The following is a 25,778-nucleotide window of genomic DNA, read 5'->3' on the forward strand; positions in this document are numbered from 1 at the left end:
CGACAGAGAAGTGGTGGATTACGCTTCGCTAATCCACCCTACGAGACTTCGCAGAACCTCAGAAAAACTAGCCGCCGGCTTCGCCGAAATGGACGTCCTCGAGCAGCGAGGAGGAGACGGACGGGACCTGGTCGCCTTCGCTGGCGCGGGAGATGGCAAGGCGAGTCTTGTTGAAGACGCTCTCGGCGCTGCCCTGGGCATTGAGGTTGTTGAGAAACTCGCTGACCAGCACGCTGTGCTCGCCCTTGCCGTCGTCGACGACCTTGCCGGGCGAAGCCGAGGAGAGGATCAGCGCATTGTCGGTCGCGCTGATCGGCGCGAGGCCGTGGCTGTAGGAACGGAAGCGGCGCTCATAGGGATTGCGGCGGGAGGCGTCGACCACGACGAGCTTGGCCTTGGCGCCCTGCTCCTTCATCATGTCGAGCACGCCCTCGATGGAGACGCCCTGACGGCGGACATCGTTTTCCTTCCAGATCACGGCATCGACCGGCAGCATGTAGCTCTCGCGGCCGGCCTGCACGCCGTAGCCGCCGAAGAACAGCATGACGACGGTGTCGCGCTTGATCCGGGACTTCAGGCGATTGACGGCGCGGACCATGTCGTCCTTGGTCGCGTCTTCCACCATGTCGACGTCAAAGCCGCTCTTGCGCAGCGACGAGGACAGCGCGCGGGCGTCGTTGATCGACTGCGTCAGCGGCGCGTTGGCGTCGGGGTAGTGGCCATTGCCGATCACGAGGGCGAGACGCGAGGCCTGGCCGATCGAGCCGGTGACCTGGTCGGTCGAAACGGCCTTGGCGGCATCGAGCGCCCGCATGTTGAGGGCAGCATGGGCGCCGATCACGAGGGAGACCGTGCCGATGAGGGCTGCGGCCACCGCGATCGTGCGTCGGGAAATGTCGAGCTGCGTTACATTCATCTCGCGTCATTCCTGTCAGTGCCAAAGACCAGCCAAGCGCGCGCACACTGTTTGAGTAGCGCGATAGCGTCTTTGGGTTTGAGGGATTGGCCGGGGGTGTGCCCCCGAATTGCGCGCAATTTGCGGCGCCGCACCAAACAAACCCTTAACCGGATATCGCCTCCCCGGCAATAGATCGTCGAAAATTTGAGGTAAGTCTTTGGAGGAATGAGCTAATTTAGGCTGCCCAATATGTGATTTTTTTGCGTCCCCGTAGCCTTCCGGGGCCTGATTATGCAGGCTTCGTGCCGGCTTTTTCTGTGGCTCTCATCACATTTGTATTTCCTGCGAATCCGGGTAGCTTTTTCAACGACTTGCAGGGGGTGGCGCGCGGCTGGGAGCGTGCCGGTTGGCCCCCGGCCAATTCCCGCGACCAGGTATTTCATGAGCTTTCAATATTTTGCCGGTGCCGCCTGCCGGGCGCTGACGGCACGGAAGGACGGCCCCTCGCTTTACGACGTCTGCGATCCCGTATTGTCCGTTGCGGCCAGCGGCGATCCGCATCTGGCCAAGTTCTACAAGACCGCGCTCGGCAATCCCGCATTGCGGGTGCTGCTCCGCCGCGCGGGCCTGCCTGAGCTGCGCGACGAAGGCAGACTGGCCCGGCTGCGCGCGGCGCTGGCTCGCGCCCGCGACGAGGCCGAGCCCGATTGGGCGGCGGTCGGCCAGCCCGTCGCCGATCTCGTCGACAGCATCGCGCTGGATCATCCCAAGCCGCCGCCGGCCATGTTCACCGGCTCCATGCCGCAACAATCGCAGATCGACGGCGTGATCCGCGACTGCGCGCAGCATCTGCTGGGCTCGTACCGCAAAAATGGCTTTCTGCCGACCTACGCCGCGTTCAACCTGATCGGCGATCCCGATTTCCGCGGGCGTGAGCTGACCATGGCGCTCACGGGTCTCAACGCGCGCGGCTACAAGAACTCGTCGCTGCTGTTCAACCTCGCCCGTGTCTTCATCGCGCGATCGCCAGCGCGCGCCGTCGTCAACCCGCCCTGGCGAGGGGTTGCCGAACCGATGTGGGAGCCGGTGCAGATCCGCCACCGCTCGGCCTATTACGACGCGTTCTTCATCGAAGCGCTGTTGAGTTACGTCGAGACCGGTCTCGCCTCGTCCGCCGACAAGCTGGCGGCGGAGCGCGCCGTTGCCGACATGGTCGATTTCTGCGTCAACATCAGCCGCGAAGAGGTCGAGGGCATCGACGGGGCGCGGTTCAACGTCATCACCGCGCTCGCGCCCGCGCCGCATCCGCGCTTCTCGCGCTTCTTCGCGCAGATCAAGCAGGACCTCGGTTTCGGCGTCTACGTGCCGGATTGCGACACCACGGCGTGCTCGATCTCCGCGGCGACGCAGGCCGGCTGCACCGATCCAATCCTCGACCAGCCGCTGCTGGATTTCTACGCAGGTTATCAGGTGCACGCGGGCGTCAACGAGCCGCGCGTGACCGTGCCGATCAACGACAATATCGACTACGAGGGCGGTGTTGCGACCTGGATCGACAACCTCAAGGGCGAGCGGCCCTACGGCAACGATCTCGATCCGACGCTCAATCTCGACATTCTCGAGGTCAGCTTTCGCAACCTCGCGCGTTGGCAAGTATTGGAGACGCCGGCGCGGCTTGCGACCGTGCATCGCATCATCGGCTTCCAGAAGCGGCTGGCGGCGAGCGGCGCCTTCGCCAATCCGCGCTCGCACATCTATTATTTGCCGGAGCTCTACAGCGCCTATTTCGGCCGCTGCTACGCCGCCTTCCTGGCGCTGCCGCTGGCGGCGCAGGCGATCATCGATCCCGACGGCGATTTCGATTTCATCCGCCACCGTGTGCTCTCCTACGTCAAGGGCGAGCTGATGGCCGCCGAAATGAACGTGTTCGACGCAGCACTCGCCCTGATCGCGCTCGGCCATCTCGGCGCCGACCCGCGTGCATTTGCGCCCGCGCTGAACGTGATCGTCGCTGCCATCGGCGAAGGCGGCCGCCGCGGCCCGTTCCGCGCCTATGAATGGAACAAGATGAAGACGCCGACGCGGATCCTGGTGGGCGGGCCCGAGGTGACTTCGGCGTTCGTGCTGATGGGACTGGCGGTGGCCAAGCGGGCGATGGCGCGGGGGTGAGGTTCTCGTAGGGTGGGTTGGCGAAGCGTAACCCACCACTTCTGCCGCCGTGGAGACGAAAGAAATGGGTACTCCTTCGGCCAACCCACCTACTAAACTTCGCCCGATGACGGGAAGTTGAAAGCACAACTGCCGGGCATATGCTGGCCGGGCGGACAAAAGCCGACCACAATTGCGGGGTCTATCGCAGTCTTCATCACACGCGGGCCGGCATGTTGCGAAAATTCCTGATTGCGCTGTCATTGCTCGCCTTATCCTTGCCCGGCTTGTCGTCGCCGGCTGAGGCCGCCGACATCACCGGCACCGCGAAGGTCCGCGCCGGCGACGCGGTGGTGATCGGCAACACGCGGATCCGGCTCGGCGGCATCGACGCGCCCGCGGTCGACCAGCTCTGCCTCAATAACAAGGGCGAGCGCTGGACCTGCGGCATCGCGGCCCGCGACGAGCTCGCGAAATACACCGAGGGCAAGAGCTGGGCCTGCCATACAAGGGCGATCGACCGGCGCGGCCGCACCGTGGCGCGCTGCGATGTCGGCGGCGAGGATATCCAGAAATGGCTGGTGCGCGCAGGCTGGGCGCTGGCCTACACCCGCGTCTCTCGCGACTACGAAGCCGATGAGGCTGCCGCGCGGGAGGCAAAAGCCGGAATGTGGCAAGGCGCCTTCATCGCGCCCTGGGACTGGCGCGAGCGCAACAAGAAGACCACCATCCTCGGCGCCACCAAGCCCCCCGACGGCGCGCATGCGATCCTGCTCGCTTCGGCCTCGGGTCCGGTCGCGCCTTCGCCGGACTGCACCATCAAGGGCAATGTCAACACCGCCGGCGAGTGCATCTATCACCAGCCGACCAGCCGCTGGTACACCCAGATCAAGATGAAGATCAGCAAGGGCACGCGCTGGTTCTGCTCGGTGGAGGAAGCCGAGGCTGCGGGCTGCCGTGAGACTAAGAGATAACCCACGTCAGACCTGCGTTTTCCGGCCTTTTCTTGCACCGCAGCGCCGCGTAAAAGTGTGAATCAGCGACCCACCATCCTGTTCTCAGGCAACAAGGACCAATAGCAATGACCGTTCGCGCGGGCCGGGAATTTCTGGCCATCCCCGGGCCCACCACGATGCCCGACGAGGTGCTGCGGGCGATGCATCGTCCGGCGATCGACATCTACTCCAAGCAGATGACCGATCTGACCGAGAGCCTGCTCAGCGACATCTCGAAACTGTTTGCGACCAAGGGCAAGTCCTACATCTACATCGCCAACGGACACGGCGCCTGGGAAGCGGCGCTGAGCAACGTGCTGTCGCGCGGCGACAAGGTGCTGGTGCTCGAAAGCGGACGGTTCGCGATCGGCTGGGGCAACGCCGCAGCCCTGATGGGCGCCGAGGTCGAGGTGCTCAAGGGCGACTGGCGCCGCGCGGTGCGACCGCACGAGGTCGAGGAGCGCCTGCGCCGCGACAAGGAGCACACCATCAAGGCCGTCGTCGTCGTCCAGGTCGACACGGCCTCGGGCGTGCAGAACGACATCGAGGCGATCGGCAAGGCGATCAAGGCGAGCGGCCATCCGGCGCTGTACATGGTCGACACTGTCGCCTCGCTCGGCTGCATGCCGTTCGAAATGGACAAATGGGGCATCGACGTTGCGATGTCGGGCTCGCAGAAGGGCCTGATGACGCCGCCCGGCCTCGGCTTCGTCGCGGCCAACGCGCGCGCGCTCGAGGTGCAGAGGAAGGCCAACATGTCGACGCCCTATTGGAGCTGGAGCGAGCGCGAGGGCAGCGAGCATTATCGCAAATATGCCGGCACCGCGCCGGTGCATCTGCTGTTCGCGCTGCGCCAGGCGATCGACCTGCTGCACGAGGAAGGGCTGGAGAACGCCTTCCGCCGGCACAGCCTGCTCGCCGAGGCCGCACGCCGCGCCGTCGGCGCGTGGTCCGAAGGCCAGGTGCTCGGCTTCAACGTCGCGGAAGCCAGCGAACGCTCCAACACCGTGACCACGGTGACCATGAGCAACGGCCACGATCCGGCAATCCTGCAACGCTATTGCAAGGAGAAGTGCGGCGTCGTGCTCGGCACCGGCATCGGCGATCTCTCGGGACAAGCCTTCCGCATCGCCCATATGGGCCACGTCAACGCCCCGATGCTGCTCGGCACGTTGGGCGTGATCGAGATCGGCCTGAACGCGCTGAAGATCCCGCACGGCAAAGGCGGGCTCGAAGCGGCGGTCGCGTATCTTGGCGAAGAGGTGGCGGTTTAGGCGGAACACTCTGCTGTAACCCCACACTCCCTTGTCGTCCCGGCGAAGGCCGGGACCCATACCGCGTGATCCATCCGTGACGCACGGTGCCCGTACCGCGGAAAGACCTTTTAACTGCGAGTCTTCGCCAAACCCCTTCCTGGGGTTATGGGTCCCGGCCTTCGCCGGGACGACGGCGGAGTTTGTGGTCGCGCCGGGCCTCATACTCGCAGCCGCCTAAGATTCACCGCGGCACGCGATACGCCGCGACCTGCGCCCTCAACTCATTCAGCGACGCAAGCGGCGCCTTCGGATCCACCCGATACTCCCCACGCGCCAGCCACGACAGCACCTTCGCGTCCACCACCGGCGAATGGTGGATGACGTCGCCGTAATTGTCGAGGTCGTGCGTCACGTCCTTGATCGCGCGGAAATCGTACAGGCGCACATTGGGAAGCTGCGTCAGGCGCTGCGCAATGACGGCCGTTAGGTCGTAAACGATCTTCAGCGTCGCGGGCGAAGCGTCGCGCATCGCGACGAATTGCAGGATCGAATAGGGCGGGAAGTAGATGTCGAAGGTCACGTCCGGATGGCGCGCGATCAGGCCGACGGCGTCATGCTCGAAATGCCGCGCCATGACGTCGTAACGATAGCCTTCGCCGAGAAAGCGGCTGCGTACGGGATCGGTGATATAGGCGAAGGCAGCGAGCGTCCTTTTCGCATTGTAGGCGCGCGCGAGGTCGATATCGCGCGGCAGCGCATAGATGTCGTCGACGTCGAAGAGCGCAAACTTCACAGGCAGAAAAGGCGCCGCCCGGGTCAGCGGCTGCCGCAGCGGCGGGACCGATCGCAGCAATGCGAACAGAGATTCCTTCGCCATCGCCGCGCTGAACAGATAGGACGCGATCCCCTTGGCCGTCCCGCGATAGAGATCGGCAGAGAGATAAGGATCGGTCTCGATGTCGGCGGCATCGACAAAGATGAAATCGTCCATCGCCCAGATCACGCGCCTTGCGCCGCGGTCGATTGCCTGCTCCAGCACAAAACCCTGCTGGCGCGAATTGGACCCGGTCATCGCCAGCTTGAGCGAGTGCACGCCGAGCGCGTGGTCGATGTCGCTCTGGCGGAAATGGATCGCGAGCGAGGTGCCCATGAACGCGGTGTCGAACGACTGGCTGCGGATCAGCCCGGCATTCTGCACGCGCGTGTCGTCGGAATAGAACGGTGCGACGAGACGCGAGGGGCGAAACAGCTGCAGGGGATCGACGACGTAAGTAAGGGCAGCCGCACCGAGCACGCACGCGATGCTCGCGAGGAGAAGACGCCCTGGATGTGTGAACGCGCCTCGCATCAGAACCGGAAATAGATGAATTCGCTGTGGCTCTGGATGCCCAGAATCCCGAACGCAAGCACCAGCGACGCGCCATAGAGGACCAGCGGCCGCGTCCGTCCGGCCATCAGGCCGTCGCCGACCCTGCGATTGGCGTGGTCGTATCCCATGAGTCCTTGCGTGTTCGGCGCCAGCCACACCAGCGCGGCATAAATTGCGACCATCACCGACGCCGCAATCTCGTCGCGGCCGAAGGCGATGTTCGAGGGGTCGACCATCGCATTCAGAATCCGCATGGCCCAATCGACCCGTTCGGCACGGAAGAAGACCCAGGCCACAACGACGGCGAGAAATGTCAGCACGGCCCCGACGACGCGCGTTGGGCGCGCGAGCAACTTCGGAACATTCGGCACCAGCGCGTTGAAAGCGTGATTGACGCAGAGATAGGCGCCGTGCAGCCCGCCCCAAATGACAAAAGTCCAGGCCGCGCCGTGCCAGAGCCCGCCGAGCAGCATCGTGAGCATCAAATTGACGTAACGGAGCACGCGGCCGCGCCTGTTACCCCCGAGCGGGATGTAGAGATAGTCGCGCAGGAAGTGCGACAGCGTCATGTGCCAGCGCCGCCAGAACTCGACGATGCTGGTGGCCTTGTAGGGCGAGTTGAAATTTACGGGTAAGAAGATGCCGAACATCAGCGATATTCCGATCGCCATGTCCGAATAGCCGGAGAAGTCGAAATAGAGCTGGAACGTGTAGGCGAGTGTTCCGAGCCAGGCCTGGTCGAAGCTCGGCGCGCGCGCATCGAAGGCGAGCGCCACCAGCGGCTGGATGCCGTCGGCGAGGCACGTCTTCTTGAACAGGCCGATCGCGAAGATGATGAGGCCGCACAGGATCAGATGCGCATGCGGATGCTTGGTTTCCTCCCGTTCGAATTGCGGGATCATGTCCTTGTGGTGGAGGATCGGTCCCGCGATCAGGTGCGGAAAGTATGTCACGAACAGCGCGTAGTGCGGCAGCGCATAGGCCGCGACCTGCCCGCGCCAGGCGTCGACCAGGAACGCGATCTGGGTGAATGTGTAGAAGGAGATGCCGACCGGCAGCAGGATGTGGACCGCAAAGTGCGTGCCGGCCAGTGCATTGATGTTCTCGATGACGAAGCCGGCATATTTGAAGATGCCGAGCACGAGCAGATCGCCGGCGACGCCGAGGGCGAGCGCCGCCTTTCGTTGCGACGGAGCAAGCTTCGCCACGATGAGGAGGTGGCCTATGCCGTAGTTGAAGGCGATCGATATCAGCAACAGGGCCACGAACTGCCAATTGCCGATGGCATAGAAGGCGAGCGAGGCCGCCGCCAGCCAGATCACCGGGGCCAGATTGCTGCGCCGCCCGAGCCAGAAATAGCCGGCCAGCGCGGCCGGCAGGAACAGCAGGATGAATGGGTAGGAATTGAACAGCATCAGGCTGGACCGGCGGCGGGGATAGGGAGCCTAAAGCATAGAAGGGACCGATCAACAACCCGGCGACTTGGCGCAGTCCTTGGCGTAGTCCTTGGCGCGGTGGCGCTGGCAATTCGTGGAATCAGGACGATATAAGGCAGGACGCATCTTCCCCCTCTCCCCGCCTGCGGGGAGAGGGTCGGGGTGAGGGGGAGTCTCCGCGAGGACGGTGACAGCGAGACGCGCGGAGAGTCCCCCCCCCCCCGATTGCATCTTCGATGCAATCCGACCTCTCCCCGCAAGCGGGGAGAGGTGAAAGAACGCCGACGCATCTGAATGAGGATCGAGTGACACAAGCCAAAACACCTTCGCAGCCCCCCGTCGCCCCGCGCCGGCTGCATTCCTTCACCCGGCACGGGATTACCGTGATCGACGACTATGCCTGGCTGAAGGACGAGAAATGGCAGGAGGTGCTGCGCGACCCCGCGGTGCTCGATCCCGACATCCGCAAATATCTCGATGAAGAAAATGGCTACACCGAGAGCCTGCTCGGCCACACCGCAGCCCTCCAGAAGACGCTGGTGCGCGAGATGCGGGGGCGGATCAAGGAGGATGATTCCAGCGTGCCGTCGCCCGACGGTGAGTTCGCCTATTTCCGCAAATTCCGCGAAGGCGGCCAGCACGAGCTGTTCGGCCGCATGCCGCGCGATGGCGGCGAGGGCCACATCGTGCTCGACGGCGATGCGCTCGCCAAGGACCATGACTACTTCAAATTCGGCGGCAGCCGGCACTCCAACGACCACAAGCTGCAGGCCTGGAGCGCCGACACCAAGGGCTCGGAATATTTCTCCATCCGCGTGCGTGACTGGGCGACCGGAAGGGACCTTGACGACGTCGTCGAGGAGACCGACGGCGGCGTGGTCTGGAGCAAGGATGCGAAGTCCTTCTTCTATGTGAAGCTCGACGACAATCATCGCCCGATGCAGGTGTGGCGGCATAAGCTCGGCACCAAGCAGGCCGACGACACGCTGGTCTACGAAGAGCAGGATTCCGGCTGGTTCACCCATCTGCACGAGAGCACCAGCGGCCGCTTCTGCGTCATCGCGGGCGGCGACCACGAGACCTCCGAGCAGCGGCTGATCGACCTCGCCCATCCCGACGCACCGCCGCGCCTCGTCGCGGCACGCGAGGAAGGCGTGCAATATTCGCTGGCCGACCGTGGCGACGAACTCTTCATCCTCACCAACGCCGACAGCGCCATCGACTTCAAGATCGTCACCGCACCGCTCGCCTCACCCGAGCGCAAGAACTGGCGCGATCTGATCCCGTATCGTCCCGGCATCTACATCATCGATCTCGATCTCTACGCCGGCCACATGGTGCGGCTGGAGCGCGCCAATGCGCTGCCGTCGATCGTGATCCGCGACCTCGCGACCAAGGAAGAGCACGCCATCGCCTTTGACGAGGCGGCCTATTCGCTCGACACGATGGGCTCCTACGAGTTCGAGACGACGAATTTGCGTTTCGCCTATTCGTCGATGACGACGCCGTCGGAAGTCTATGACTACGACATGGTCAAGCGCACGCGCACCCTGCGCAAGCGCCAGGAGATCCCGTCCGGCCACAATGCGGCCGACTACGTCACCACGCGCATCATGGCAAAGGCGCATGACGGCGCCGAGGTGCCGGTCTCGATCCTCCATCGCCGCGGGCTCAAGCTCGACGGCGCGGCGCCGCTGCTGCTCTACGGCTACGGCTCCTACGGCATGGCGATGCCGGCCTCGTTCAGCGCCAACCGGCTGTCGCTGGTCGACCGTGGCTTCGTCTACGCCATCGCCCATATCCGGGGTGGCGCCGACAAGGGCTGGGGCTGGTATCTCGACGGCAAGCGCGAGAAGAAGACGAATTCGTTCGACGATTTCTCAGCCAGCGCCCGCGCCCTGATCGATGCGAAGTACACCAGTGCAAAGCGCATCATCGGCCACGGTGGCTCGGCCGGCGGCATGCTGATGGGCGCGGTGGCGAACCGCGCCGGCGAATTGTTCGCCGGCATCGTCGCCGAAGTGCCGTTCGTCGACGTGCTCAACACCATGCTCGACGACACGCTGCCGCTGACGCCGCCGGAATGGCCGGAATGGGGCAACCCGATCGAGAGCGAGAAGGATTTCCGCACCATCCTGTCCTATTCGCCCTACGACAATGTCGCGGCGAAAGACTATCCGGCGATCCTGGCGATGGGCGGACTGACTGATCCGCGCGTGACCTATTGGGAGCCCGCCAAATGGATCGCGCGGCTGCGCACGACCATGAGTGGCGGCGGCCCGGTGTTGCTACGCACCAACATGGGCGCCGGCCATGGCGGCGCCTCGGGGCGCTTCAACCGGCTGGATGAAGTCGCGATCGTGTATGCGTTCGCGCTGTGGGCGGCGGGAATGGCGGAGGCCGGGGTGTAGGCACAGTGTCGTCCCGGCGAAGGCCGGGACCCATACCGCGTGATCCATCAGCAATTCGCCGGGAGTAGTACCGCGGGAGGCCTTTTAACTCCTAGTTTTCGCCAAACTGCTCCCTGGGGTTATGGGTCTCGGCCCCCGTGCGCAATTGCGCACTAGGCCGGGACGACCCCTTGTCTGTTTGGCGGCAGTGATGGTCAAACAGCAAAACTTAACTCCGCCTTACATCGCCCCATGCGCCTCGACATACAGCGCATACACCGAGTGCGAGCTTGCCATATAAAGGCGGTTGTTCTTCGGGCCGCCGAAGCAGAGATTGGCGCAGCGTTCGGGCAGCTTGATGAAGGCGAGCGGCTTGCCGTCCGCGTTGAACACCATCACGCCGTCGAGATCCTCCGACTTGCCCTTGAGCTGATACACCTTGCGGCCGGCGATTTCGGTCGGCTCGGATTGCAGCGCGCCGTTGGAGCCCCAGCCGCACCAGAGATTGCCGTCGCGGTCGACGCGAAAACCGTCGAGCGAGGCCTGGTCGGCGGCGTCGATCAGCTTGGTCTTGCCGCTGAGCGAACCGTCGTCGCCGACATTGTAGCTCCAGATGCTGCGGTTGGGCGTCCCCTTCCACTCGACGATGTAGAGCTTCTTCTCGTCCGGCGAGAAGGCGAGGCCGTTCGGATTGACGAGGTCGGTGAGCACGGCGGTGAGCTTGCCGTCCTTGGCGATGCGGTAGACGTTGGTGGTGGCCTGCTCGGCCTTTTCCTTCTTGCCCTCCCATTCGCCGTTGATGCCGAACAGCGGGTCGGTGAACCAGATGCTGTCGTCGGATTTCACCACGATGTCGTTCGGCGAATTCAGCCGCTTGCCCTCGAACTTGTCGGCCAGCACGGTGATCTTGCCGTCCTTCTCGGTGCGGGTGATGCGGCGGGTGACCGAGTGCTCGCAGCTGACGAGGCGGCCCTGGCGGTCGCGCGCATTGCCGTTGGCGTAGTTGGCATTGGCGCGGAACACGCTGGTCTGCCCGGTCTTCTCGTCGAACTTCATGATCCGGTTGTTGGGAATGTCCGAGAACAGCAGATAGCCGCCTTCGGGGAAATAGGCGGGGCCTTCGGCCCAGCGCATGCCGGTTGCGACCTGCTCGACCGTCGAGGAATAGAGCCGGTATTTTCCAAAGCTCGGATCGAGGATCTGGACGGCGGGATCGGGATAGCGCTGGTTGGGCGTGAACGGAAACGACTGGGCACCGGCGGCGCGGGCGAAAAGCGTGGAAGCGGCCGCCGCGCCAGCGCCGGCCAAGAGGTTGCGTCGCGTGAAATTCATGGAGTCCTCCCTGAGTGATTTAAGGCCGGCGCTCGATGGGGCCGGCCTGTTTCTTGAAAAGATTTGGTGCTGGCGCGTGGCCTTTACCGGCCGTTCGCCTTCCGCCATGCGGCGAAGTCGGTGAGCGTCTGCGGGTCGGTCGCCGGATAGAGACCGAAAATGCCGCGGCCCTTGTTGACTTCCTCGGTGACGAAGTCTTCGAACGCGGTCATCTCGAAGGTCTCGTTGGCGATCTCGTCCGCGAGATGCGCGGGGATCACGATCACGCCGTCGCTGTCGCCGAGAATGACGTCGCCGGGAAACACCGGCGCGTCACCGCAGCCGATGGGAACGTTGATCTCGATGGCGTGATGCAGTGTCAAATTAGTCGGCGCGCTCGGGCGGTGGTGGTAGGCGGGGATACCCAGCTTGGCGATCTCGGCCGAGTCGCGAAAACCGCCGTCGGTGACGACACCGGCGACACCGCGCTTCATCAAGCGCGTGACCAGGATCGCTCCGGCGGAAGCGGCGCGCGCGTCCTTGCGGCTGTCCATCACCAGCACGCTGCCTGCCGGGCAATCCTCGACCGCCTTGCGCTGCGGATGGGAGCGGTCCTTGAAGACCTCGATGGTGTTGAGATCCTCGCGGGCCGGCATATAGCGCAGGGTGAAGGCTTCACCGACCATGGTCGGCTGGTCGGCACTGAGCGGGTGCACATCCTGGATCATCTGGATGCGCAGGCCGCGCTTGAACAGCGCGGTGGCGACGGTGGCGGTGGAGACGGTTTTGAGCTTGTTGCGTGTGGCTTCGCTAAGTTTGGTCATCTCACACTCTCTAGTAAATCGAGGGCTCGCCGATCGGCGCGCCGAAATCGGTCTCGAGGAAGTCGAAGTCGCAGCCGTCATTGGCCTGCTTGATGTGCTTGGTGAACATCCAGCCATAGCCGCGCTCGAAGCGGCGCTCGGGCTGCTTCCAGGCGGCGCGGCGCTTTTCGAGTTCGGCTTCCGACACATCGAGATTGATGGTGCGGGCGGCGACATCAAGCGTGATGCGATCGCCGTTCCGCACCAGCGCCAGCGGCCCGCCGACATAGGATTCGGGGGCAACGTGCAAAATGCAGGCGCCGTAGCTGGTGCCGCTCATGCGCGCATCCGAGATCCGCACCATGTCGCGGACGCCCTGCTTCACGAGCTTGGTCGGGATCGGCAGCATGCCCCATTCCGGCATGCCCGGCCCGCCCTGCGGCCCCGCATTGCGCAAGATGAGAATGTGGTCTTCGGTCACGTCGAGATCGGGATCGTCGACCGCCTTCTTCATCGAAGGATAGTCGTCGAACACCAGCGCCGGGCCGGTGTGCTTGAGGAAGCGCGGCGCGCAGGCGCTCGGCTTGATGACGCAGCCGTCGGGCGCGAGATTGCCCTTGAGCACGGCGAGTGCGCCTTCCTTGTAGATGGGATTGTCGATCGATCGGATCACATCGTCATTGTGGACCTCGGCATGCGCGATGTTCTCGCCCAGCGTCTGGCCGGTGACGGTGATGCAGTCGAGGTGCAGGTGCGGCTTGATCTGACCCATCAGCGCCGGCAGCCCGCCGGCATAGAAGAAATCCTCCATCAGATAGGCATCGCCGCTCGGCCGCACATTGGCGATGACGGGCACCTTGCGGCTTGCGATCTCGAAATCGTCGAGGCCGATGTCGAGACCGGCGCGGCGAGCCTGCGCGATCAGATGGATGATCGCATTGGTCGAACAACCCATCGCCATGGCGACGGCAATCGCGTTCTCGAAGGCTTTTCGGGTCTGAATCGTCTTCGGCGTCAGGTCTTCCCAGACCATCTCGACGATGCGGCGGCCGCATTCGGAGGCCATACGGATATGGTTGGCATCAGCGGCGGGAATCGAGGAGGCGCCCGGCAGCGTCATGCCGATCGCCTCGGCAATCGCGGTCATGGTGGAAGCCGTGCCCATGGTCATGCAGGTGCCGTAGCTGCGCGCAATGCCGGCTTCGATGTCGAGCCAGTCCTTGTCGGAGATTTTTCCGGCGCGGCGCTCGTCCCAGTATTTCCAGCCGTCCGAGCCCGAGCCGAGCGTCTTGCCCTTCCAATTGCCGCGCAGCATCGGGCCAGCCGGCAGATAGATCGCCGGAATGTTCATCGAGGTGGCGCCCAGCAACAGCGCGGGCGTGGTCTTGTCGCAGCCGCCCATCAGCACCACGCCGTCGACCGGATGGCTGCGCAGCAGCTCCTCGGCGTCCATCGCCAGCAGATTGCGATAGAGCATGGTGGTCGGCTTGAGCAGCGATTCCGACAGGGACAGCGCCGGCAGCTCCAGCGGCAGGCCGCCGGCCATCAGGATGCCGCGCTTGACGTCGTCGACGCGCGACTTGAAATGCATGTGGCAGGGCTGCGCGTCCGACCAGGTGTTGAGGATCGCGACGATCGGGCGGTCCTTCCACTCCTCCGGCGCGTAGCCCATCTGCATGGTGCGGGAGCGGTGGCCGAACGAGCGGAGATCGTCAGGTGCGAACCAGCGCGCGCTGCGGAGCTGGTCGGGCGTCAGTTTCTTCTTGGTCATGATTGGGTGCCCCATTTCTGCACGGTGTTCCGCTCGATGGCGCGGAAGATCAGGTTTTCGACAAAAAGCCCGATGATGATCACCGTCAAGAGGCCGGCGAAGACCGCAGGTATGTCGAGGAGGTTGCGGTTTTCGAAGATGAACCAGCCGAGCCCGCCCTGCCCCGACGACACGCCGAACACCAGCTCCGCCGCGATCAGCGTGCGCCACGCAAAGGCCCAGCCGATCTTGAGGCCGGTCAGGATCGAGCCGAAGGCCGCGGGGATGAGGATTTTCGCCACGTAGGGCAGGCCCCGCAGGCCGTAATTGCGGCCGACCATGCGCAGCGTGTTGGACACGCTCTTGAAGCCGGAATGGGTGTTGAGCGCGACCGGCCACAGCACCGAATGAATCAGCACAAACACCAGGCTGCCGTTGCCGAGACCGAACCAGATCAAAGCGAGCGGCAACAGAGCGATCGCCGGCAGCGGGTTGAACATCGCCGTGACAGTCTCGAGGAAATCGGTGCCGATGCGGGTCGATATCGCGAGCACGGTGAAGATCGCGGCGAGCGCGATGCCCGCCGAATAACCCATGAACAGCACTTTTAGCGAGGCCCAGGCCCGCATGGGAATCGTACCGTCTTTCACGCGGTCGTAGAGCGTGAGGATCGTGTCGTGCAGCGTCGGAAACAGCAGGGGATTGTCGAGGATGAGGCCATAGGCCTCCCAGACCGCCGCGAGAAACAGGATGATGACGGTCTTGCGGACGAAACCGTCGTTCCACAACAGCTCGAGCACGCTCAGCTTGCGCTCGACTTCGACTGCGCCGCCGGCGACCGGCGCGTCACGCAGCAATATTCTGGCTTCGCCCATGAGAGGCTCCCTCAATGCGCCGTGGCTTCGGCGGCGAACAGGAGATCGTGGATCTCCTTCTCCAGCCGGCCGGCACTGCCATCGTCATTGGAGACCTTGTCGACGTCGACCACCTCGGCCTTGACGCGACCGGGATGCGGCGACAGCAGCAGGATGCGGTTGCCGATGCGGATCGCTTCCGCAATCGAGTGGGTCACGAACAGCACGGTGAACTTGGTCTCGCTCCAGAGCTGGAGCAGCTCGTCCTGGCAGGTTCGCCGCGTCAGCGCGTCGAGCGCGGCGAACGGCTCGTCCATCAGCAGGATGTCGGGCTCCATCGCCATGCCGCGCGCGATCGCGACGCGCTGCTTCATACCGCCGGAGAGCGTGTGCGGATAGGCATCGACGACGCGGGTCAGCCCGACCTTCTCGATATAGGCCCGCGCCCGCGCTTCGGCGTCCTTGCGCGACAATTTTCGCGCGGTCAGCAGCGGAAACATCACGTTGGCCAGCACGCTCTTCCAGGGCAGCAGCTGGTCGAACTCCTGGAAGATCATCATGCGATCGGCGCCGGGACCGTGGATCTCGCGCTCGTTGATGGTCATGCGGCCCTCGCTTGGGCTCATATAGCCGCCGACAGCCTTGAGCAGGGTCGACTTGCCGCAGCCGGACGGACCGAGCAGCACGAAGCGATCGGACTTGTTGACAGTGAAGCTCACCCTTTCCGTGGCGGTGACGACGGCGCTGGAGGTCTTATAGCGCAGCGTCACGGAGCTGACGTCGAGCAGCGCCATCAGTTGCCCTTCAGGTCGTGGGCGACGGGGAGATAGTAATCGGTCCAGGCCTTGGGCTGAGTCTTCAGCGTGCCGGTCTTGAACAGATGGGCGGCGAATTTCATTGTGCCCTGCGGTTCGAGATTCCACTCCATCATGCCGGGCTCCTTGAGCAGATCGAGCAGCTCTTCCACCGAGGTCTTGTCGCCGGTGATCTCCTTGTAGATCTCGACCGCCTGTCTGGTGTCGCTGCGGATCAGATCCTGCGCTTCCTTGGTCGCATCGCGCACTGCCTGGATGATTTTCGGGTTGGCATCGGCGAACTTCGTGGTGGTGAAGAACTGTGCCTGGCTGAGCGGGCCGCCCATCACGTCGGGCGACGACAACACGACATGCGCGCCAGGCACGTTCTTCAGCTCGAGAAACGTGAACGGCGGAATCGAGAAGTGGGTGTGCACCTCGTGCTTGGCGTTGGACAGCGCCGCATAGGCGTCGGGATGACCGAGCTGCACCGTGTTCACGTCCAGCTTCGACCATTGGTCGGCACCAAAGGCTTCGGCAGCGGCGATCTGGAGCACGATCGCCTGGGTCGAGACTCTTACGGTCGGCACGGCGATCTTGTCGCTGGGGCCGAAATCCTTGATTGACTTGATGTTGGCGTCGCGGCTGATCAGCGTCATCGGCTGCGCCGAGGTCGCGACGATGCCCTTGACGCCGCCGCGGGTGCGGTCCCACAGCAGCAGCAGATTGCCGGTGCCGGTGTTGAGGATGTCGACGCCGCCCGCGAGCAGCGCATCGGTCTGCGCACCGCCGCCGGAGAAGGTAACCCATTTGGTGGTGACACCCGCTACCCCGAGCTGGGCTGCGTGCTTCTCGATCAGCTTCTGCTTTTCCATGATGTGGCTCGGCATGTAGAAAATGCCGGGCTGGCGCGACAGCGAGATCTCGGACTTTTGCTGCGCCTTCGCGGGCGAGGCCGTCAGCGCCGTGGCGGCGATCAGGGCGATGGCCGTGAGGCCACACTGCAATTGCTTGATCATTGTTGTTCGTTTCCTCTGGCCGCCATTGACGAGCGATCCTACTGATGCACTAATGCATTAGTGTATCAAAGGCAAGGCCGGCCGGAGCCCTTCGCATGGAAACAGCCCACCCCGCGCCCCGCGCAGCCGCCCGCCCCGGCGCGCGGCTCGACCGGGCCCGGCAGGCCGCCCCGCAAGTGTTCAAGCGGCTGCGCAACGCCATTCTCGCGCTCGAACTGCCGCCGGGCTCACCGCTGTCGCGCACGGATCTCGCCGCACAATTCGGCGTCAGCTCGACGCCGATCCGCGACGCCTTGATGCGGCTGGAGGAAGAAGGGCTGGTCGACGTGTTTCCGCAGCACGCCACCGTCGTCAGCCGGGTCGATGTCGGTCGGGCCGAGCAGGCCCATTTCCTGCGCCAGGCGCTGGAGCTCGAAATCGTCCGCCTGCTCGCGCAGCAGCACGGCGAAGCCCTGGTCATACGCCTCGACCACACGATCGCGCTCCAGCAGCAATTCGCCAAGGCCGGAGACTTCCAGAGCTTCATCGCCGGCGACAATGATTTTCACGCGCAGCTTTATGAAGCGGCCGGCAAGCAGGAGCTCTGGACGCTGGTGCGCAGCCGCAGCGGACATATCGACCGGCTGCGCCGGCTCCATCTGCCCTCACCCGGCAAGGCCCAGAACATCGTCCGCCACCACAAGCTGATCACGCGCGCGATCGAGGCCGGCGACGCCGATGCTGCGCAACAGCATCTGCGCAAACACCTGTCGGGCACCCTGAGCGAGCTCGACACGATCCGAAGCCACCATCCTGAATATTTGACCGACTAGGCATATGGCGCACGGTTGTCGCGAGCGCTTGTGCACGTAACCGTGCATAAGCCGGCGCAACCGAGTTCGCCTTTTGCGAGCAATCGTCGGATCGACTGCGAAGTGCTTGCAGGCCGGATGCAATCCGCGCAACAATTTCAGAGTTGATGGCTTGATTTGCGGTCGCTGGGAGACCCCATCCGGCCCGGAGGATACCAGACGTGGCCAACATCCTGATCGTGGATGACGACCCCGCCGTGCAGATGACGATCCGGCTGCTCCTGGAGAGGGCCGGTCATCACGTCACCGTCGCCGGCGACGGCCGCAAGGGCCTTGCGCTGTTCGAGACCAGCCAATTCGACCTGCTGTTTCTCGACATCTTCATGCCCGGCATGGACGGCCTGGAGACGATGCGCCACATCCGGGCGCTGCAGCCGGCGATTCCGATCGTCGTCATTTCCGGTCGTTCGTTCACGCCGGATGCCCATGCGGAGCCGGACTTCCTCAGGATGGCGACCAAGCTCGGCGCTGTGGCGAGCCTGCAGAAGCCGTTCCGGGCCGACGCACTGCTCGCCGCGGTCGCCGGCTGCCTGGACGCGGCGCGGACGGCATCGGTGAGGAATCCGGATGTCAGCACCGGCCGCCGATGACAAGAGCCTTCATTCTGTTCCAACCGAGCACGGGCACGGCCATTCAGGAAGCGGTGCAAATTTCCCCATGACGCTCGCTACGCGGCTCGCAATCGCGATGATCCTGCTGGTGGCGGTCACCGTGGCCGCAGTCGGCTGGCTGGGCTATCGCAACATCACCCAGGCCGTCATTCCGCGGGTCCTGGAACGGATCGAAGCCCAGTCGAGCCTGCTGGCCACCCATCTTGAATCCTACGTTGCCGGCGCTCGCGGCGATCTGCTCGGCTATCGCTCCGCCGCTGCCATCAATGGCCTGATCCGCGCCCATGTCGGTGGAGGCATCGACGCTCTCGACGGCGTTTCGGAACAGACCTGGCGCGAGCGCATCGCAACGCGGTTCGCAGCCGAGATCGACGCGAAACCAAGCTACGGGCAATTCCGGATCATCGGCCTTGACGACGACCAGCGCGAACTGGTCCGCGTCGATCGCGCCGGCCCGAACGGAACAGCGCGGATCGTCCCCGACGGCGAACTCGAACGCAAGCGCGAACGAACCTACTTCCAGGAGACGATTCGATTGGCGCCGGGCGAGATCTACGTTTCGCCCGTCGATCTCGCCACCCGGCAGGGAGGAACCACGGACCCTCACATTCCGACGTTGCGCGTCGCGACGCCGCTGTTCACGCCTGATAGCAAGCCGTTCGGCATCATCATCGCCAATATCGACATGCGTCCCGCGCTCGACCGCGTCCGCTCGACCGCGAGCGCAGGGGGAGATATCTATGTCGTGAATTCGCGTGGCGACTATCTCGTCCATCCCGATCGCGCGCGGGAATTCGGTGCATTGCATGGCAACGATTGGCGCCGTGACTTTCCTTTCTTTGCAGCCCGGGCCGGCCTGCCGCAAGGATCGACGCAGCTTACGAGCGACCGGTCGGGCCGGCCGAGTGGAGCGGCGATCGCACCGGCGCTGCTTGCCGGCGAGGAGTGGTTGGCAGTCATCGAGACGGCCCCCGCATCTGTGTTCAGCCGCGTCCCGGCGGCCATTCAAAAGACCTCCTCGCTGGTCGGCCTGCTTGCTGTCCTTGCCGCAGCTTTGCTTGCGGTGCTGCTGGCGCGCTCATTGACGTGGCCGATCGGGCGCCTGACCGCGGCGGTGGAGGCGATCGGCAGCGGACGGCACGCCGATATTCCCGTCGATGCGAGCGGAGAGACAGGCGTGCTGGCGCGGGCATTCGCTCAAATGGTCGAAGAAACGAGAGCGAAGACGGCCGCTCTTGAACGCGAGATCGAGGAGCATCGCCGCACCGAGGCCGCGCGAAGCCATCATGAAGCGCGCGAGCGCTTGTTCAGCGCCGCCGTCGAATCCTCCGACGACGCAATCGTGATGCAATCGCTCGACGCCATCATCACGGGCTGGAATGCCGCCGCCGAGCGCCTCTACGGCTATTCGGCGAATGAGGCGATCGGTAAATCCACCTCGATCATCGTCCCACCCGACCGACGCGAGCAAGGCAAGGACTATTTGCAGCGGATCGCCAGAGGCGAACCGATCGAGCGCTTCGAGACGGTGCGCCTGCGCAAGGACGGCACGCCGTTCGAAATCTCACTCAGCCTGTCGCCGATCAAGGGTCCGTCGGGCGAAATCATCGGCGCCTCCGGCACCGCGCGCAGCCTGACCGAGGCGCGGCGGGCCGAGCGGGCGCTGCAGCACCAGCTCGAGGAACGGCGACAGATCTTCGAGACCTCGCAGGATCTGATCATGGTGATGGACGCGCGCGGCCACATCGCGCAGATCAGTCCGAGCAGCGAGGCCATTCTCGGCTACCGGCCGGAGCAGATGATCGGCCGCAGCGGCGCCGATTTCATTCATCCCGCCCATCTCGACCAGTCACGCGACGAGATGCGCGCGCTGCGGCGCGGCGAACGTCCCAGGCTCGCCGACACCCGCTGCTTCCACAAGGATGGCCACGAGGTCTGGCTGTCCTGGCTCGCGAGCTGGTCCGAACAGGCCAAGCGCTTCTTCTTCGTCGGCCGCGACATGACGGAGGCCCGGCTCGCGCAGGAATCCCTGCGCGAGAGCGAACGCCTCGCCCGCAACATCGTCGAGACCTCGCTCGACGCCTTCGTCCAGACCGACGAGACGGGCGGCATCCTGAACTGGAATTCGCAGGCCGAACAACTCTTCGGCTGGCACCGCGACGAGGTGCTCGGAAAGAACACGATCGACCTGATCGTTGCCGAAAGCGAACGCGAAAGGGTAAGGACGGGCCTGAAGCATTTCCTGGAAAATGAGGACGGCAGGACGCTGAACCGCCGCCGCGAGCTCATGTGCCGCCGCCGCGACGGCAAGGAATTCAAGGCCGAGCTGAGCGTCACCGCACTGAAGCGCCGCGAGGGCCTGCTGTTCAACGTGTTCTACCGCGACCTGACCGACAAGATCGCGGCCGACGAACGCATCCGCCATGCCGAGAAGATGGAGGCGGTCGGCCAGCTCACCGGCGGCGTGGCGCATGACTTCAACAATATCCTCACCGTCATCACCGGAACGATCGAGATCCTGGCCGACGCGGTGGCCAAGGAGCCGGAGCTCGCGGCGATCACGAAGATGATCGACGAGGCCGCCGGGCGTGGCGCCGAGCTGACGCAGCATCTGCTGGCGTTTGCGCGCAAGCAGCCGCTCCAGCCGCGCGAGATCGACGTCAACGCGCTGATCATCGACACGGCGAAATTATTGCGGCCGACGCTGGGTGAGCAGATCCATATCGAATCGGTGTTCGAGGACGAGAGCTGCGTCGCGACCGTCGATCCCAGCCAGCTCACCACCGCGATCCTCAACCTCGCGCTCAATGCCCGCGACGCCATGCCCGGCGGCGGCAAGCTGATCGTGGAAACGCGCGCGGCCTATCTCGACGAGGTCTATGCCAGCGTCAACGACGTCCCGCCGGGACACTACGTGCTGATCGCCGTGAGCGACACCGGCAGCGGAATTCCCGCCAACATGCTGGCCAGGGTGTTCGACCCCTTCTTCACCTCGAAGGGACCGGGCAAGGGCACCGGACTCGGCCTTTCGATGGTCTACGGCTTCATCAAGCAGTCCGCGGGCCATATCAAGATCTACAGCGAGGAAGACCACGGCACTACGATCAAGATGTACCTGCCGCCCGGCAAGACGCCGACGGTGGTCGGCGACAGCGTGACGCCGGCGACCATCGAGGGCGGACACGAGACGATCCTGGTGGTCGAGGACGACCGGCTGGTGCGCGACTACGTGCTGGCACAGCTGCATTCGCTCGGTTACGTCACCTTGCAGGCCGCGAACGCCGCGGAGGCGCTCGCAATCGTCGCCGCCGGAAAACCGTTCGACCTCCTGTTCACCGACGTCATCATGCCCGGCAAGATGAACGGACGGCAGCTCGCCGACGAACTGCAGAGAACGCGTCCCGATCTCAAGGTGCTCTACACGTCCGGCTATACCGAGAACGCGATCATCCATCACGGCCGGCTGGACTCGGGCGTTCTGCTGCTGGCGAAGCCCTATCGTAAATCGGATCTGGCGCGAACCATCCGCAAGGCGCTCAACGGGTGATGTGAGGACCCGTAGCCCGGGTGAGCGAAGCGATACCCGGGAACACGACGAGCCAAGTCGCGGATGTCGCTTCGCTCATCCGGGCTACGAAATATCACCCACGGAATTTACGACGCGCGCTGCGCCGCGGTCATCACGATCCGGATCAGATCGGCGGCATTGCGCGCACCGAGCTTCTTCATGATGTTGGCGCGGTGGTCCTCGATGGTGCGCGGGCTGATGCCCAGCGTGCGGCCGGCCTCTTTGTTGGAGGCGCCGGCGGCGAACTGCTCGAGCACCTCGCGCTCCCTGCGCGTCAACGGCTCGCGCCCGGGGAAATGCAGCGAGCCGAATTTCGGCGCCGCGTTCTCCGACTGCCTGCGTGCATAGGCACCGATCGCCTCGTCGAGCCGGCCGACGATCTCGCTGCCGCGGAACGGCTTCTCGATGAAGTCGAGCGCGCCGCTCTTGATCGCTCCCACCGCCATCGCGATATCGCCCTGTCCGGAGATCATGAAGATCGGTGCCGGATAGTCTTCGCCGTGCAGCTCCTTAAGAATATCGAGGCCCGACTTGCCGGGAATGTGCACGTCGAGCAGGACCGCTGCAGGTGTGCGGCTTCGCGCGACGGAGAGCAATGCTGCACCGTCCGCAAAACAGATCACCTCATAGCCCGCCGCCTTCAACACCATCGACAAGGTGTCGCGAACGGCAGCGTCGTCGTCGACCACGAAGATTTCACCGCGAGAGCTTTGTTCGGCCATGTGCCACACATCCGGTTGGCATGAAGGACTCGCGTCCGCCCCAACCGTTATGGCGTTCGGCGCGGATTCGGCCCACCGTATTTGTACGGGACATGGACTTAACGCACAAGTAGCGGCAAGGAGCCTAATTGCTGGGGACGGAGAATATCCATGCTAATTTGGCCGCCGCGCCGCCTCCCGTCGCAATGCCCGAAATTCAGAGCCGTGAACTGATTGCGGCTGACCTTCGCATGCTGATCTCGCAGATCGAGACCAGCATGCGCCGGACCGCCACAGTCATGGATCAAGAACACGGAAGCGATCCCGAAGGTTCCGCCGAGGTCTTCTTGCTCGACGACGTCACACCCCGGTATGCCACGGCGATCGCCGCTCTCGACGCCCGCCGGGCCGGCCTTGGCCACGCGCTGGAATGCCTGTCGGAATCCGGCAATACGCCGTAGCTCGCGACCGCTGCGGCGCCGATGGCCGCATTTCATCGCATGGCGGGCCGCGGCTCAGGCGCGGTGCCGCTCCACGATCGCGTCGGTCGCGACACCACCCCAGGTGTGGATCGCCGGCAAGCCCATCGCGGTTTTGCCGAGATTGGCGAGGCTGATGCGCAATGCGGCCAGATCCAGCGGCTTGGGCAGGCTCTGGAGTTCGATCCCGACGGAACGGGCGAAGCTTCGGGCGGCGCTGCGGCGCTTGCCGTCCATGCCGCTGATGACGATCACGGCGCCGCCAAATTTCGCCTTGGCCATTTCGCCCAGCACGTCGATGCCGTCGCCATCCTCCAGCACGAGATCGAGTGTCACGCAGTCGAAGCGCGCAGTGCGCAGTTTTTCGATCGCTTCGGCCACGGACGGCGCCACGGTGACTTCGTGGCCGGCCTGCTTGGCCGCGACAGTGATCAGACTGCGCTGCGTGGCGTCGTCATCGACCACCAGAAGCTGAAGTGCGCGCCGCTCGGCGCCGCCGGGAAGGTTTGACGGGAGAGAGGAGAAGGAGCTTCTGGGCATTGCCGTATCCTGAGATTGAGACCGGCAATGGATACACGGTTCGCGCTTAGGCGACGTAAAGGCGCTACGGCAAATTCAGTCGGATGTTTCAGCAAATGTGAACCAAGGTCGCGGAAAACGGCGACGGGACGCACGTGAAGATCACGCCGCCTCGTCACGGCCACCGACGGCGCCGCGCTTCTTCCGGTTCTTGCCACGCAGGAATTGGATGTCCATTTCGACGCCGTTGACGCGCACCAGTTCGCAGCGGCGGTAGGCAAGGCCGGTGGACGACAGCAGCAGGAAGAACTCTTTCAGGTTCAGGCCCTGGATCGAGCCTTCCACCGTCAGGACGGCGTCGGTGTCGGAGATCGCGTTGAGCTTGCAGTCGCGGCGCCAAGTGCCGTCGATGGCCATGATGCAGACATCATAGCCGCGACTGAACGTCACGCGTTCCGCGCCCTTGCCATCCTCGGCCATGCCTATCGTCCTGCCATGACCGCGACGCGCGGCGCTGCGCCGGCAAGAGCCGGCTTGGCGGCCGCGGCACGCGGGTCGTTCGGCTTGTAGAGACCGCGCCGCTCCGGAATCGGCCTGAATGTGTCGGTCAGTCCGACCACCGTTTCGGCCGCGCCCAGCACCAGGAAACCGTCTCCCTCGATCTGGCGAGCCAGGCGGTTGAAGATGTTGATCTTGGTGTCCTGATCGAAATAGATCAGCACGTTGCGGCAGAAGATGACGTCGAAGGTGCCGAGCTGAGCGAAATCGTGCAGCAGATTGAGCTGCCGGTGCTGGATCATCGCCCGCAGTTCGGGATTGATCTGCCAGGTCTCGCCGGTCTGCTTGAAATATTTCATCAGCATCTGGATCGGCAGGCCGCGCTGCACTTCGAACTGGCTGTAGATCCCGGCCTTGGCCTTCTCGAGCACCTCCTGCGAGAGGTCGGTCGCGATGATCTCGACGCGCCAGCCGGTCAGGGCCGCACCCATCTCCTTCAGGCTCATCGCCAGCGAATAGGGCTCCTGTCCGGTCGAGCCGGCGGCGCACCAGATGCGCACGCTGCGGCGGCCGGCGCGCGCCTTGATGATCTCCGGCATGATGGTGTCGCGGAAATGATCGAACGGGACCTTGTCGCGAAAGAAGAAAGTCTCGTTGGTGGTCATCGCCTCGACCACGCTGGTGACGAGCGCGCCCGAGCCAGCGCCTTGCAGCTTCTGCACGAGCTCGCCGATGCCGGGGATGCCGGCCTTGCGCGCCAGCGGCAACAGCCGGCTTTCAATCAGATATTGCTTGTCTGCGGACAGATCGAGCCCGGAATGATCCCTCAGGAACTTACGCAGATACTCATACTCGGTCGGGGTCACGGATGGGCCTCTCAGAAGCTGTACTGGGAACACTCTGGCTGGAACACTCCGCCAGACACTCAGACCATCGCTTGTCCGACCGGGATCAAGCCGACTTCAGCGAATTTGTCGGCGATGATGTCTTTGTCGAAGGGCTTCATGATGTACTCGTTGGCGCCGCCGCTGAGCGCCTGAGCGATATGAGCCACGTTGTTTTCGGTGGTGCAGAACACGACCTTGGGCTGGTCGCCGCCCGGCAGGCGGCGCATGTGGCCCATGAACTCGAAGCCGTCCATCACCGGCATGTTCCAGTCCAGCAGCACAGCGTCGGGTAGCTTCTGTTGACAGACCTCGAGCGCCTTGGAGCCGTCCTCGGCCTCCGTGACTTCGAATTCCAGGCCTTCCAGGATCCGGCGTGCGATCTTGCGCACGACGCTGGAATCATCGACCACCAAACACGTCTTCATTTTGGTTCTCCGGCTTCGATGTTTTTGGGGCTCACGCAGCCATCTGCACTTCGGTCTTGAGCTCGAGGACGCGATCGACGTCGAGGACGACCATGAGCTGGCCGTCGAGACGGTGGACACCGCCTGCGAGCTTGGCCATGCGGGGGTCGAGATTGACGGGGTTTTCTTCCATGCCGTCCTCGGCGAGCCGCAGCACTTCGCCGATCTGGTCGATCA

23 protein-coding genes are annotated in these 25,778 nt (G+C 64.2%); 8 read left to right on the plus strand and 15 right to left on the minus strand.

Annotated features, from left to right (window positions below; all coding sequences use genetic code 11):
- Positions 1-67 precede the first annotated feature (67 nt).
- On the minus strand, positions 68-916 hold the full coding sequence (locus C7G41_RS34675; RefSeq protein WP_106946740.1) for a caspase family protein: 849 nt from the start codon (positions 914-916) through the stop codon (positions 68-70).
- Between the two features lie 423 nt (positions 917-1,339).
- On the opposite strand from C7G41_RS34675, the gene C7G41_RS34680 reads away from it, so the two are divergent.
- The 3 genes from C7G41_RS34680 (at position 1,340) to C7G41_RS34690 (ending at position 5,315) form a co-directional block, all read left to right on the plus strand.
- Positions 1,340-3,067 carry a hypothetical protein gene (locus tag C7G41_RS34680; RefSeq protein ID WP_106946741.1) on the plus strand — a complete coding sequence of 576 codons (1,728 nt, stop codon included), beginning with the start codon at positions 1,340-1,342 and terminating at the stop codon, positions 3,065-3,067.
- Positions 3,068-3,279: 212 nt separating this feature from the next.
- Positions 3,280-4,020: a thermonuclease family protein gene (locus C7G41_RS34685; RefSeq protein WP_106946760.1), complete on the plus strand. Its 741-nt coding sequence runs from the start codon at positions 3,280-3,282 to the stop codon at positions 4,018-4,020.
- A gap of 107 nt (positions 4,021-4,127) precedes the next feature.
- On the plus strand, positions 4,128-5,315 hold the full coding sequence (locus tag C7G41_RS34690) for an alanine--glyoxylate aminotransferase family protein (protein WP_106946742.1): 1,188 nt from the start codon (positions 4,128-4,130) through the stop codon (positions 5,313-5,315).
- 223 nt (positions 5,316-5,538) lie between these two features.
- Here C7G41_RS34690 and C7G41_RS34695 read toward each other — a convergent pair whose 3' ends face one another.
- Together C7G41_RS34695 and C7G41_RS34700 are read right to left on the minus strand one after the other, a co-directional pair.
- Positions 5,539-6,645 (minus strand): hypothetical protein, encoded by a 1,107-nt coding sequence (locus C7G41_RS34695; RefSeq protein WP_106946743.1) that lies wholly within the window; start codon positions 6,643-6,645, stop codon positions 5,539-5,541.
- Positions 6,645-8,081: an MBOAT family protein gene (locus C7G41_RS34700; RefSeq protein ID WP_106946744.1), complete on the minus strand. Its 1,437-nt coding sequence runs from the start codon at positions 8,079-8,081 to the stop codon at positions 6,645-6,647. The genes C7G41_RS34695 and C7G41_RS34700 overlap by 1 nt, the downstream gene beginning before the upstream one ends.
- 326 nt (positions 8,082-8,407) lie before the next feature.
- Here C7G41_RS34700 and C7G41_RS34705 point away from each other — a divergent pair, with 326 nt between their 5' ends.
- Positions 8,408-10,513, plus strand: coding sequence for a S9 family peptidase (locus tag C7G41_RS34705; protein WP_106946745.1), 2,106 nt, complete (start codon positions 8,408-8,410; stop codon positions 10,511-10,513).
- Positions 10,514-10,732: 219 nt separating this feature from the next.
- Here C7G41_RS34705 and C7G41_RS34710 read toward each other — a convergent pair whose 3' ends face one another.
- The 6 genes from C7G41_RS34710 to C7G41_RS34735 form a co-directional block, all read right to left on the minus strand.
- Entirely contained in the window at positions 10,733-11,824 is a 1,092-nt protein-coding gene (locus tag C7G41_RS34710; protein WP_106946746.1) for an SMP-30/gluconolactonase/LRE family protein, read from the minus strand.
- An 83-nt stretch (positions 11,825-11,907) separates the two neighbouring features.
- Positions 11,908-12,627, minus strand: coding sequence for a ribonuclease activity regulator RraA (locus C7G41_RS34715; protein WP_106946747.1), 720 nt, complete (start codon positions 12,625-12,627; stop codon positions 11,908-11,910).
- Between the two features lie 10 nt (positions 12,628-12,637).
- Positions 12,638-14,377, minus strand: a complete 1,740-nt coding sequence (araD, locus tag C7G41_RS34720) for an L-arabinonate dehydratase (RefSeq protein ID WP_106946748.1) — start codon at positions 14,375-14,377, stop codon at positions 12,638-12,640.
- Positions 14,374-15,231, minus strand: a complete 858-nt coding sequence (locus C7G41_RS34725) for an ABC transporter permease (protein WP_106946749.1) — start codon at positions 15,229-15,231, stop codon at positions 14,374-14,376. Before C7G41_RS34725 ends, araD begins: the two co-directional genes overlap by 4 nt.
- 11 nt (positions 15,232-15,242) lie before the next feature.
- Positions 15,243-16,004, minus strand: a complete 762-nt coding sequence (locus C7G41_RS34730; RefSeq protein ID WP_106946750.1) for an ABC transporter ATP-binding protein — start codon at positions 16,002-16,004, stop codon at positions 15,243-15,245.
- Entirely contained in the window at positions 16,004-17,023 is a 1,020-nt protein-coding gene (locus C7G41_RS34735; protein ID WP_106946751.1) for an ABC transporter substrate-binding protein, read from the minus strand. Before C7G41_RS34735 ends, C7G41_RS34730 begins: the two co-directional genes overlap by 1 nt.
- Before the next feature lie 95 nt (positions 17,024-17,118).
- Between C7G41_RS34735 and C7G41_RS34740 the strand changes: the two genes are divergently transcribed.
- From C7G41_RS34740 to C7G41_RS34750, 3 genes are all read left to right on the plus strand, one after another.
- Complete coding sequence (locus C7G41_RS34740) at positions 17,119-17,835, plus strand: GntR family transcriptional regulator (protein WP_106946752.1); 717 nt, start codon at positions 17,119-17,121, stop codon at positions 17,833-17,835.
- Positions 17,836-18,035: 200 nt separating this feature from the next.
- Positions 18,036-18,464, plus strand: coding sequence for a response regulator (locus tag C7G41_RS34745; RefSeq protein WP_106946753.1), 429 nt, complete (start codon positions 18,036-18,038; stop codon positions 18,462-18,464).
- On the plus strand, positions 18,442-22,032 hold the full coding sequence (locus C7G41_RS34750) for a PAS domain S-box protein (RefSeq protein ID WP_106946754.1): 3,591 nt from the start codon (positions 18,442-18,444) through the stop codon (positions 22,030-22,032). Before C7G41_RS34745 ends, C7G41_RS34750 begins: the two co-directional genes overlap by 23 nt.
- 107 nt (positions 22,033-22,139) lie before the next feature.
- On the opposite strand, the gene C7G41_RS34755 is transcribed toward C7G41_RS34750, so the two are convergent.
- Positions 22,140-22,775, minus strand: a complete 636-nt coding sequence (locus C7G41_RS34755; RefSeq protein WP_106946755.1) for a response regulator transcription factor — start codon at positions 22,773-22,775, stop codon at positions 22,140-22,142.
- Between the two features lie 185 nt (positions 22,776-22,960).
- Here C7G41_RS34755 and C7G41_RS34760 point away from each other — a divergent pair, with 185 nt between their 5' ends.
- Positions 22,961-23,215, plus strand: a complete 255-nt coding sequence (locus tag C7G41_RS34760; RefSeq protein WP_106946761.1) for a hypothetical protein — start codon at positions 22,961-22,963, stop codon at positions 23,213-23,215.
- Between the two features lie 54 nt (positions 23,216-23,269).
- Here C7G41_RS34760 and C7G41_RS34765 read toward each other — a convergent pair whose 3' ends face one another.
- The 5 genes from C7G41_RS34765 to C7G41_RS34785 all read right to left on the minus strand — a co-directional run.
- The gene (locus C7G41_RS34765; RefSeq protein ID WP_106946756.1) at positions 23,270-23,773 is read right to left on the minus strand and encodes a response regulator; all 504 of its coding nucleotides are present in this window, start codon (positions 23,771-23,773) and stop codon (positions 23,270-23,272) included.
- Between the two features lie 141 nt (positions 23,774-23,914).
- A complete protein-coding gene (locus C7G41_RS34770; RefSeq protein ID WP_106946757.1) occupies positions 23,915-24,232 on the minus strand; it encodes a pilus assembly protein PilZ in 318 nt (105 codons plus the stop codon).
- Between the two features lie 2 nt (positions 24,233-24,234).
- A complete protein-coding gene (locus tag C7G41_RS34775) occupies positions 24,235-25,116 on the minus strand; it encodes a protein-glutamate O-methyltransferase CheR (RefSeq protein ID WP_106946758.1) in 882 nt (293 codons plus the stop codon).
- A 59-nt stretch (positions 25,117-25,175) separates the two neighbouring features.
- Positions 25,176-25,562: a response regulator gene (locus tag C7G41_RS34780; protein ID WP_106946759.1), complete on the minus strand. Its 387-nt coding sequence runs from the start codon at positions 25,560-25,562 to the stop codon at positions 25,176-25,178.
- A 31-nt stretch (positions 25,563-25,593) separates the two neighbouring features.
- On the minus strand, positions 25,594-25,778 hold a 185-nt coding region (locus C7G41_RS34785; protein ID WP_354170244.1), incomplete at its 5' end, for a chemotaxis protein CheW.

The organism is Bradyrhizobium sp. MOS002 (assembly GCF_003020115.1).
GTDB lineage: Bacteria > Pseudomonadota > Alphaproteobacteria > Rhizobiales > Xanthobacteraceae > Bradyrhizobium.

Coding starts and splice junctions, on each gene's coding strand:
- C7G41_RS34725 (WP_106946749.1), bottom strand. CDS start 15,231: ATGGGCGAAGCCAGAATATTGCTGCGTGACGCGCCGGTCGCCGGCGGC.
- C7G41_RS34735 (WP_106946751.1), bottom strand. CDS start 17,023: ATGATCAAGCAATTGCAGTGTGGCCTCACGGCCATCGCCCTGATCGCC.
- C7G41_RS34780 (WP_106946759.1), bottom strand. CDS start 25,562: ATGAAGACGTGTTTGGTGGTCGATGATTCCAGCGTCGTGCGCAAGATC.
- C7G41_RS34690 (WP_106946742.1), top strand. CDS start 4,128: ATGACCGTTCGCGCGGGCCGGGAATTTCTGGCCATCCCCGGGCCCACC.
- C7G41_RS34685 (WP_106946760.1), top strand. CDS start 3,280: ATGTTGCGAAAATTCCTGATTGCGCTGTCATTGCTCGCCTTATCCTTG.
- araD (WP_106946748.1), bottom strand. CDS start 14,377: ATGACCAAGAAGAAACTGACGCCCGACCAGCTCCGCAGCGCGCGCTGG.
- C7G41_RS34760 (WP_106946761.1), top strand. CDS start 22,961: ATGCCCGAAATTCAGAGCCGTGAACTGATTGCGGCTGACCTTCGCATG.
- C7G41_RS34695 (WP_106946743.1), bottom strand. CDS start 6,645: ATGCGAGGCGCGTTCACACATCCAGGGCGTCTTCTCCTCGCGAGCATC.
- C7G41_RS34700 (WP_106946744.1), bottom strand. CDS start 8,081: ATGCTGTTCAATTCCTACCCATTCATCCTGCTGTTCCTGCCGGCCGCG.
- C7G41_RS34710 (WP_106946746.1), bottom strand. CDS start 11,824: ATGAATTTCACGCGACGCAACCTCTTGGCCGGCGCTGGCGCGGCGGCC.
- C7G41_RS34680 (WP_106946741.1), top strand. CDS start 1,340: ATGAGCTTTCAATATTTTGCCGGTGCCGCCTGCCGGGCGCTGACGGCA.
- C7G41_RS34770 (WP_106946757.1), bottom strand. CDS start 24,232: ATGGCCGAGGATGGCAAGGGCGCGGAACGCGTGACGTTCAGTCGCGGC.
- C7G41_RS34755 (WP_106946755.1), bottom strand. CDS start 22,775: ATGGCCGAACAAAGCTCTCGCGGTGAAATCTTCGTGGTCGACGACGAC.
- C7G41_RS34675 (WP_106946740.1), bottom strand. CDS start 916: ATGAATGTAACGCAGCTCGACATTTCCCGACGCACGATCGCGGTGGCC.
- C7G41_RS34750 (WP_106946754.1), top strand. CDS start 18,442: ATGTCAGCACCGGCCGCCGATGACAAGAGCCTTCATTCTGTTCCAACC.
- C7G41_RS34740 (WP_106946752.1), top strand. CDS start 17,119: ATGGAAACAGCCCACCCCGCGCCCCGCGCAGCCGCCCGCCCCGGCGCG.
- C7G41_RS34730 (WP_106946750.1), bottom strand. CDS start 16,004: ATGGCGCTGCTCGACGTCAGCTCCGTGACGCTGCGCTATAAGACCTCC.
- C7G41_RS34715 (WP_106946747.1), bottom strand. CDS start 12,627: ATGACCAAACTTAGCGAAGCCACACGCAACAAGCTCAAAACCGTCTCC.
- C7G41_RS34765 (WP_106946756.1), bottom strand. CDS start 23,773: ATGCCCAGAAGCTCCTTCTCCTCTCTCCCGTCAAACCTTCCCGGCGGC.